Source organism: Dolomitihabitans soli, assembly GCF_022213955.1.
Classification (GTDB): domain Bacteria; phylum Actinomycetota; class Actinomycetes; order Streptosporangiales; family Streptosporangiaceae; genus Streptosporangium_A; species Streptosporangium_A soli.
Map to the genome: position 1 here is coordinate 25209 of NZ_JAKNTW010000047.1, position 9276 is coordinate 34484.

General features: G+C 70.5%; 7 protein-coding genes. 4 read left to right on the forward strand and 3 right to left on the reverse strand.

Going from position 1 to position 9276, the window contains the following annotated elements; genetic code table 11:
- Positions 1 to 43: 43 nt before the first annotated feature.
- On the reverse strand, positions 44 to 1687 hold the full coding sequence (gene qcrB / locus MBA17_RS46935; protein ID WP_238501987.1) for a cytochrome bc1 complex cytochrome b subunit: 1644 nt from the start codon (positions 1685 to 1687) through the stop codon (positions 44 to 46).
- Positions 1684 to 2235 carry a hypothetical protein gene (locus tag MBA17_RS46940; protein WP_238501988.1) on the reverse strand — a complete coding sequence of 184 codons (552 nt, stop codon included), beginning with the start codon at positions 2233 to 2235 and terminating at the stop codon, positions 1684 to 1686. The genes qcrB and MBA17_RS46940 overlap by 4 nt, the downstream gene beginning before the upstream one ends.
- A gap of 156 nt (positions 2236 to 2391) precedes the next feature.
- On the opposite strand from MBA17_RS46940, the gene MBA17_RS46945 reads away from it, so the two are divergent.
- Positions 2392 to 2649: an MFS transporter gene (locus MBA17_RS46945; RefSeq protein WP_238501989.1), complete on the forward strand. Its 258-nt coding sequence runs from the start codon at positions 2392 to 2394 to the stop codon at positions 2647 to 2649.
- Positions 2650 to 2709: 60 nt separating this feature from the next.
- Positions 2710 to 4563, forward strand: a complete 1854-nt coding sequence (locus MBA17_RS46950; protein ID WP_238501990.1) for a serine/threonine-protein kinase — start codon at positions 2710 to 2712, stop codon at positions 4561 to 4563.
- Here MBA17_RS46950 and MBA17_RS46955 read toward each other — a convergent pair.
- Complete coding sequence (locus MBA17_RS46955) at positions 4520 to 4903, reverse strand: hypothetical protein (RefSeq protein WP_238501991.1); 384 nt, start codon at positions 4901 to 4903, stop codon at positions 4520 to 4522. The two genes, MBA17_RS46950 and MBA17_RS46955, sit on opposite strands and share 44 nt — an antisense overlap.
- A 327-nt stretch (positions 4904 to 5230) precedes the next feature.
- Here MBA17_RS46955 and MBA17_RS46960 point away from each other — a divergent pair, with 327 nt between their 5' ends.
- Both MBA17_RS46960 and MBA17_RS46965 read left to right on the forward strand, forming a co-directional pair.
- Positions 5231 to 6451, forward strand: coding sequence for a saccharopine dehydrogenase family protein (locus MBA17_RS46960; protein WP_238501992.1), 1221 nt, complete (start codon positions 5231 to 5233; stop codon positions 6449 to 6451).
- A 298-nt stretch (positions 6452 to 6749) separates the two neighbouring features.
- On the forward strand, positions 6750 to 9276 hold a 2527-nt coding region (locus MBA17_RS46965), incomplete at its 3' end, for a PQQ-dependent sugar dehydrogenase (protein WP_238505404.1).

Genomic DNA, 9276 nt, shown 5'->3' on the forward strand with positions numbered 1-9276 from the left:
GTGGACGCCGCGAAGAAGCCCCGCGTACCTGTCGGGGTGATCCTCATCTGAGAGTTCTGCCCTCGTCTCCGCCCGAGGCGATCTCGGCAGGCCGCTCCTGCTCTGCGCGTCCGTCCATGGGGACCTTCTCCCCGCCGTACGCCCGGCTCATTCTGGCGCGCAGGCGGCCGAGCGGGCCCCGCAGGCCCTTCGGCGGTACGCCCCGCCCCTCGGCGCCGGCCTCGATCATCGGGATCGGCTTCTTGCCGCGGATGTGCGCGGCGATGTCGGTGGCCGGGGGCACGTGGATCTCGACGAACTCACCGTGCGGCAGGCGCTTGATGACGCCGGACTCCACCCCGTGGTCGAGGACCGCGGCGTCGCTGCGCTGCAGGCCCAGGCACATCCGGTAGGTGACGGCGTAGGCGATGATCGGGCCCAGGATGATGGCGAACCGGCCGAACCAGGTGGTGACGAACAGCGGGATGTGGAAGTTCGCCGAGATCTCGTCGTTGGCGCCGAGCAGCCAGAGCACGCCGTAGAACGTGATGGCCGCCATCCCGATCGAGGTGCGGTGCGGGTTGTTGCGCGGGCGGTCGACGATGTGGTGCTCACGCCGGTCGCCGGTCACCCAGCGTTCCAGGAACGGGTAGAGGGCGAGGCCGGTGAGGATGATGCCCATCGGCGCCAGCGCCGGGATCAGCACGCTCAGCGGCAGGGTGTACCCCAGGAAGTTGATCTCCCACGCCGGCATGATGCGTAGCGCGCCCTCCAGGAAGCCCATGTAGAAGTCGGGCTGCGACCCCGCCGAGATGTCGGCCGGCGAGTACGGACCGAACGCCCAGATCGGGTTGATCTGCGTGAAGGTCGCCATACCGGCGATGACGGCGAAGGTGAACATGAAGAAGGCTCCCGACTTCGCCATGAAGGACGGGAGGAAGGGCGCGCCGACCACGTTGTTCTCCGTGCGTCCCTTGCCGGGCATCTGGGTGTGCTTCTGCACCCACATCAGGATCAGGTGCGCGGTGACCAACGCGACCAGGAGGCCCGGGATGAGCAGGATGTGGAGGGTGAAGAACCGCCCGACGACGTCCTCGCCCGGATACTCGCCGCCGAACAGGAAGAAGGAGAGGTAGGTCCCGACCAGCGGCAGGGAGAGGATCACACCCTGGGTGATCCGCAGGCCCGCGCCGGACAGCAGGTCGTCGGGGAGCGAGTAGCCGGTCAGGCCCTCCACCAGCGCCAGGGTCAGCAGCAGGACGCCGATGATCCAGTTGAGCTCGCGCGGCTTGCGATACGCCCCGGTGAAGAACACGCGGAGCATGTGCACCATCATGCCGGCGATGAACAACAGCGCCGCCCAGTGGTGCATCTGGCGCATCAGCAGGCCGCCGCGCACGTCGAAGCTGATGTCCAGCGACGACGCGTACGCCTCCGACATCGTCACACCGCGCAGCGGCGCGTAGGAGCCGTCGTAGACGACGTGACCCATGCTCGGCTCGAACCAGAACGTCAGGAACGTTCCGGTGAGCAGCAGGATGATGAAGGAGTAGAGCGCGATCTCGCCGAGCAGGAACGACCAGTGGTCGGGGAAGATCTTCCTGAGGTTGCGCTTGAGGAAGTTGCCCGCGCCGATCCGGTCGTCGATGAAACTGCTCGGACCCTCGATGTGCTTCGAAATCGGACGGGCGTTTCCTGCGGCGGTCATGTTCTCCCCCTCGGAGCCGGCTTCGGGCTTTCACGGACGGGCAGCGACCAGGAGGAGAGCCAGGAACGCAGGGCCAGCCACCAGCCGATCCCGAGACCGGCCACGGCCGCCACCGCGTTGAGCAACTTCGGGAGGGCCTGGGAGCCTTCGATGTAACCGTCTCCCGGCACCAGCAGGGCCAGGATCACGGCCAGCAGGATCCAGGCGCCCGCGGCCGAGGCGACGCCGACGGCCAGCGCCCAGGCCAGGCGAACCGGCAGGGCGCGCGGCCGGGGCACGCCTCGTCTCTCGACGAGCTGTCCCACCACGTCCTCCGGCGGGTCGCCGACCTGTCCCACGACCTTCTCGAACGCGGTGCCCGACCGGTCCTCGCCGAGATAGATCCACTGTCCGTCCTGGACGAACAACGCCGCCCGCCTGACTTCGAGATCGGTGAGCCGCAGGTAGGGGACGCCGTCAGGAAATCGGCGCACCCGGAAGCGCACGCTGGGCAGCCTCGCGTCCAACGCGTCCAGGATCCCCGTCAGCTGGCTTAGCAAGTGGTCCATCCGGCCTACAACCTCCCCTCGCTACTTCCACCTTCGAAGCGGGGTTCATGCCGGTTACAGGTTGTTTTTACGCTTTACTGTGCTTTTCCGGACAAAACGGATGCTGTTGGCGGCAGCGACATAAGACCTTTTGACCTGGACGCCGGGCGGTCACGCGTGGATGTGATTCCGGACCAGTGGACAGTCGTCATCGCCGGCTCGGTGATCCTCGGGCTCGGCGTCGCCCCCGCCTCCACCCTGAGCACCGACCTGATCGTCGGCGCGGCGCCGACGGAACGCGCGGGCGCCGCCTCGGCGATCTCCGAGGCCGGCGGCGAGCTCTGCCGTACGGAAGCGGGCGATAACGGGCGGGGCTCGCCGGGGAGCCTCGCGACCTGGGTCGTTTCACACCGGGGGCGGGCGCGCGTGTCGTAGTTTTGGGTTCCGCATTGCTGGTACGGCGGGGCGCTCAGTCCCTCGGCGATCGGAGGGGCGGTGCGCATCGGTCAGTTGATCGCCGGCCGTTACCGGCTGGAGGAGCGGATCGGTTCCGGCGGGAACGGGGTCGTCTGGCGCGCCACCGACGAGGAGCTGGGCCGGGTGATCGCGGTCAAGCGGGCCCTGTCCGGTGGCGCCGAGCGCGCGGCCGAGCGGATCGCGCTGTTGCGGCGCGAGGCCAGGATCCTGGCCAGGGTGAACCATCCGAACGTGGTCACCCTGTTCGACCTGGTGGCCGACGGCGGCGAGTGGTGGCTGGCCATGGAGTACGTGCCGGCCAGCAGCCTCGCCGGCCAGGGCACGCTGCCGCCCGGTCGGGTGGCCGGGATCGGCGTCCAGCTCGCCCGCGCCCTGCAGGCCGTGCACGCCGCGGGGGTCCTGCACCGTGACGTCAAGCCCGCCAACGTGTTCCTGGTCGACGACCAGCATGCCAAGCTGGGCGACTTCGGGATATCCCGGGTGGTCGAGGGCGACATGACGCTGACCGACACGGGCCGGATCCTCGGGACGCCGGGCTTCATCGCCCCCGAGGTGGCGGGCGGAGAGGACCCGAGCGAGGCGTCCGACGTCTTCTCCCTCGGCGCCACGCTGTTCGCGGCGGTCGAGGGCACGACGCCGTGCGGGCCCCCCGGGAATCCCCTGCTGCTCCTGCGGCGCGCGGCGCAGGGCGACATCGCGCGGTCGCGGCGCGGCGGGGCGCTGGCCCCGGTGCTGTCCGTGTTGCTGAACGTGGATCCCGCGAAGCGGCCCACGGCCGCGCAGGCCGAGCAAATGCTCCAGGACGTGGCGGTCGCGCCGGCCGCCGACGGCGACACCGACGGCCCGCGCCGCGGATCGAGACGCCGGATCGCCGTCGCGGCGGGCACGATCGTCATCGCGCTGGCCGTCTCGGGCTGGCTGCTGGCCGCCGTGCTGCCCGGCGCGCCGCCCGCCCCGGCGCGGGACCTGGCCCGTCCGCGCCCGGTGCCCGCCGTCGGCGACCCCCGTACGGCCGACCCCTGCGCGCTGACCGATCCGGCGGCGCTGGCCAGGTTCGGCGAGGCCCGGCAGGAGACCCATTTCGGGAACTTCAACCGGTGCGACGTCATCGTGCGGGCGGACGGTGACAGCGAGGTAGACGTGAAGGTGGAGCTGTACGGCGAGTCCGCGCCCGAAGGCGTCCTGGAGAAGGCGGGCGCCCTCGGCATCGTCCGGCAGCCCGCGGACGGCTCCACCTGCGGCCGTTCGGTGCATCTGCCCGACCGGCACCGCGTGCAGATCGACGCCCGGCAGACCGGCGACGGCGAGGCGGATCTCTGCGCCATCGCCGAGGCGGCCACGACGAGCGCGGTCGCGGTGCTGTCGAGGGGCGAGATCCCGCGGCGGCGCACACCCGCCGAGCCCGCGTCCTTGATCAACGTGGACGCCTGCGCGCTCCTCGGCCCCGGCGCGCTCGCCCGGTTCCCCGGCGTGGATCCGCTTCGCTCCGAGGCGGGTTTCGCCGGCTGGTGGTGCCGCTGGCACAGCACCGCCAGCCGGTCCTCGCTGCTCGTGCGCTTCGACCGGAATCAGCCGCTGACCAGCGCCGACGGCCGTCCCATCCGGCTCGGCGACCGTGCCGCCTTCGTCGAGTCCGAAGGCTACGGCGAGGAGACGTGTCAGGTCCAGGTCGTGCACCGGCCGACGACGGACTCACGCGGGGAGCCCGTGGCCGAATTGCTCCTGGTCGTGGTCAGCGGTCCGGGATCCGCCGCCCGGCGTTGCGAACTGGCCACCGATCTGGCCCGGCCGGCCGCCGCCGGACTGCCCCCGCCCCCCGCGGGCTCGGTCACCGGACCGGAGCGAGGTGGACCGTCGCCGTCTGCCGGGTGACCGACGAGACGCGCACGGCGAGGTCGTTCACGGTCCCGTTCGCGCCGGGGCCGAGGACCACCTCGTTGAAGACCCCGCTCCCCGTCCCCCTCACCCGCACCGAGCCGGAGCCGACCTTGGCGATCGACAGCCTGCTGAACCCGTACCGGCTGTCGATGCGGAAACTCACCGGCCTGGACACGGTGATCTTGCATCGTCCGTCGAAGCACGGGTGGACTCGCGCCCCCTTGGCGGGAAGCGCCGATGACGCGGAGCCCGCGCCCCGCTGTTCCCGCTCGGCGACGGCGGCCGGCGCGCCGGCGACCGTGACGAACGCCAAAGCCAGGAAGGTGATGGCCATCCGGTGCATGATCTTTCCTTTCGTCGGTCTCCCGTACGGCACGGCCTGCCGTACGGACGTTCCAGCTGCAGGGAAACCCGTTGCGGAGCCCAGAGTCCCCGATCGGGAGGGTCTCCCGGGCCGGAACCGGCAGACTGCGGACGAGACCATTGCCTTCAGGTGGAAGGGCGTTCGGGTGAGCGAACCGCTGCGCGCGCCAGATCTGGCTCCGCTCCCGTATGGACACCACACCGGCGGCACCCGGCATGATCCACGCACTGGAGATCGCAGCGTACGGGCCTTTCATGGGCAGGTGCGCCCCCCAAATACGGCTAAAGGTGATCAATCATGCGCATTCTTCTTGTGGGAGCCGGTGGCGTGGGCACCGCCATCACCCGCATCGCGGCCCGCCGTACGTTCTTCGACCACGTGATCGTCGCCGACTACGACCTGTCCCGCGCCGAGGCCGCCGTCGCCGCCCTCGGCCGGGACGAGAACCGGTTCACCGCGGCCAGGGTCGACGCGGCCGACCAGGCGGCGGTCGCCGGGCTGCTGGCCGCGCACCGGTGCGACGTGTTGCTGAACGCCACCGACCCGCGCTTCGTGATGCCGCTGTTCGAGGCCGCGTTCGCGGCCGGGGCCGGCTACCTCGACATGGCGATGTCCATGTCCCGGCCGCATCCCGAGCACCCTTACGAGCGGTGTGGCGTCAAGCTCGGGGACGACCAGTTCGCGCGGGCCGCCGAGTGGGCGGACGCCGGCCGGCTGGCACTGGTCGGCATGGGCGTGGAACCCGGCCTCGCCGACGTCTTCGCCCGGTACGCGGCGGACGAGCTCTTCGACGAGATCGAGGAGATCGGCGTCCGGGACGGCGCGAACCTCACCGTGGACGGCTACGAGTTCGCCCCGTCCTTCTCGATCTGGACCACCATCGAGGAGTGCCTGAACCCGCCGACGATCTACGAGAGGGACCGCGGCTGGTTCACCACCGAGCCGTTCAGCGAGCCCGAGATCTTCGACTTCCCCGCGGGCATCGGTCCCGTCGAGTGCGTGAACGTCGAACACGAGGAGGTGCTGCTGGTGCCCCGCTGGGTGGACGCCGGCCGCGTCACCTTCAAGTACGGGCTGGGCGAGGACTTCATCACCAAGCTCACCACCCTGCGCGCGCTCGGCCTGGACCGCACCGAGCCGGTCCGGGTCGCCTCGGACCGGGGCCCCGTCATGGTCTCGCCGCGCGACCTGGTGGCCGCCGTGCTGCCCGACCCGGCCGCCCTCGGAAGCCGCATGCACGGCAAGACCTGCGCCGGCACCTGGGTGAAGGGCACCAGGAACGGCGAGCCCCGCGAGGTCTACCTCTACCACGTCGTGGACAACCAGTGGTCGATGAACGAGTACGGCTCGCAGGCCGTCGTCTGGCAGGCCGCCGTCAACCCGGTGGTCGCCCTGGAACTCCTCGCCGGCGGCAGGTGGAAGGGCGCCGGCGTGCTCGGCCCCGAGGCGTTCGAGCCGCGGCCCTTCCTCGACCTGCTGACGGCGTACGGCTCCCCCTGGGCCATCCGCGAGCACTGACGTAGGACGGCGGCCGCCCCGGCCTTACAGTGACTGTACTTTCTCGCTCAGTGCGACCGGTCGGCGAACCCGCGGACTTCACAACGCGCCTTGACAGAGCAAGCGCTGGGTGCAAACATCGCAGAAATCTCGCAATCTCCTGGAAACAACCTCGAATCACGCGAAACACTCGCGCAAATCGTCAAGCTCGCGGCGTCATCGGCGAGCCGCGATGCCACACAAGGCGCTCTCCGGCAGCACGCGCGGCTGCGTGCGCCTTGCCTGACTCAACCCCCCTAAGGTCAGGAAAGGAAGCTCCATGTCACCACGATCGTGGCCACGGACGCTCACCGCGACGCTGCTGGTCATGGCCGGCGTCGTCGCGGGCCCGGCGGCCCAGGCGGCAGACATCCCCCCCGGTGACTACCAACAGGTCCAGCTCGCCCTCGGGCCCGCCGAACTCGGCGAGGCGATGTCCCTGGCGGTGCTGCCGAACCGATCCGTCCTGCACACCGCCCGCGACGGCACGATCCGGGTCACCGACGCCGCGGGCAACACCAAGTCCGCGGGCAAGCTCGACGTCTACACCCATGACGAGGAGGGCCTGCAGGGCATCGCCGCGGACCCGGCCTTCGCCGCCAACCGCTACGTGTACCTGTACTACTCGCCGAAGCTGACCACCCCGGCGGGCGACGCCCCGGCCACCGGCAGCGCCGCCGACTTCGAGCCGTGGAAGGGCGAGCTGCACCTGTCGCGATTCACCCTGAAGGCCGACGAGACACTCGACCTGGCCAGCGAGAAGGTCGTGCTGAAGGTGCCCAACGACCGCGGCCAGTGCTGCCACGTCGGCGGGGACATCGACTTCGACGCCGCGGGCAACCTCTACCTGACCACCGGCGACGACACGAACCCCTTCGAGTCCAACGCCTACTCCCCGCTCGACGAGCGGACCAACCGCAATCCGCAGTTCGACGCGCAGCGGTCCTCGGGGAACACCAACGACCTGCGCGGCAAGGTCCTGCGGATCAAGCCGCAGGCCGACGGCACGTACACCGTCCCGCCGGGGAACCTGTTCCCCGCGGGCACGGCGAGGACCAGGCCCGAGATCTACGCGATGGGGTTCCGCAACCCGTTCCGCATGTCGGTGGACAAGGCGACCGGCATCGTCTACCTGGGCGACTACGGTCCCGACGCGGGCGGTGCCGACGCCGCCCGCGGCCCCGGCGGCCAGGTCGAGTTCGACCGGATCACCGGGCCCGGCAACTACGGCTGGCCGTACTGCACGGGCACCAACACCACTGCGGAGACGTACAACGAGTACACCTTCCCCAGCGGTCCCTCGGCCGCGAAGTACGACTGCGCGGGCGGCCCCGCCAACAACTCCTTCCGCAACACCGGGCTGGCCACGCTCCCGCCCGCCAAGCCAAGCTGGATCAAGTACGGCGACGCCGGGTCACCCCCGGAGTTCGGCTCCGGCTCCGAGTCGCCCATGGGCGGGCCCGTCTACCGCTACGACGCCGGCCTGGCCTCGACCGTCAAGTTCCCCGCGTCGCTGAACGGCAGATACTTCGCCGGCGAGTACGGCAGGCGCTGGATCAAGGCCATCGAGGTGAAGACCGACGGGTCAGCCGGCGAGATCGCGGCGTTCCCGTGGACCGGCACCCAGGTCATGGACATGACCTTCGGCCCGGACGGCGCCCTCTACGTGCTCGACTACGGCACCGGCGGCGGCAACCAGGCGCTCTACCGGGTGGAGCACATCGGCGGCACCAACCGCAACCCGATCGCCAAGGCGTCCGCGGACCGGACCTCCGGCCCCGAGCCGCTCACCGTCGCCTTCTCCGCCGCGGGCAGCTCCGATCCCGAGGGCGGGGCGCTGACCTACTCCTGGAACTTCGGCGACGGCGGCACGTCCACGCAGGCCAATCCGTCCCACACCTACACGGCCAAGGGCACCTACACGCCGACGCTCACGGTCCGGGATCCGCAGGGGCTGACCGGGACGGCGAGCCTGGTGGTGACGGCCGGCAACAGCGCTCCGGCCGTGTCGCTCACCGTGCCCGCCAACGGGCAGCTGTTCTCCTTCGGCGACACCGTGCCGTTCCAGGTCAACGTCAGCGACCCGGAGGACGGCACGATCGACTGCACCAAGGTCAAGGTCACCTACCTGCTGGGACATGACAGCCACAACCACCAGATCACCTCCAAGAACGGGTGCGCGGGCACCCTCACCGTGCCGGTCGACGGCGAGCACGACGACGCGGCCAACATCTACGGCGTCTTCGACGCCGAGTACACCGACAAGGGCGGTCTCACCACGCACAGCGCGCGCACGCTGCAGCCGAGGCACCGGCAGGCCGAGCACTTCACGGCGCAGTCCGGCATCCAGATCGCCGAGCACGGCAACGCGGAGGGCGCCAAGACCGTCGGGTTCACCGACAACGGCGACTGGATCTCCTTCCAGCCCTACGCGCTGAGCAACGCCTCCAAGATCACGGCCAGGGTCTCCTCGGGCGGCGCCGGCGGCACGATCGAGGTCAGGGCCGGTTCGGCCACCGGCACGCTGCTCGGCTCGATGCCCGTGGCGGTCACCGGCGGCTGGGAGGTCTTCGTCGACGTCTCGACGAACCTGACCGGCGCGCCCGCCGGGACCACGACGCTGTTCCTCGTCTTCAAGGGGCCGTCCGGCCAGGGCAACCTGTTCGACGTCGACGCGTTCACCTTCGCCACGTCGGGCACGGCGACGACGGCCGAGGCGGAGTCGTACACCGCGAACTCCGGCGTCCAACCCGCCGACCACGCCACCGCCAGCGGCGGCAAGACCGCCGGATACATCAACAACGGCG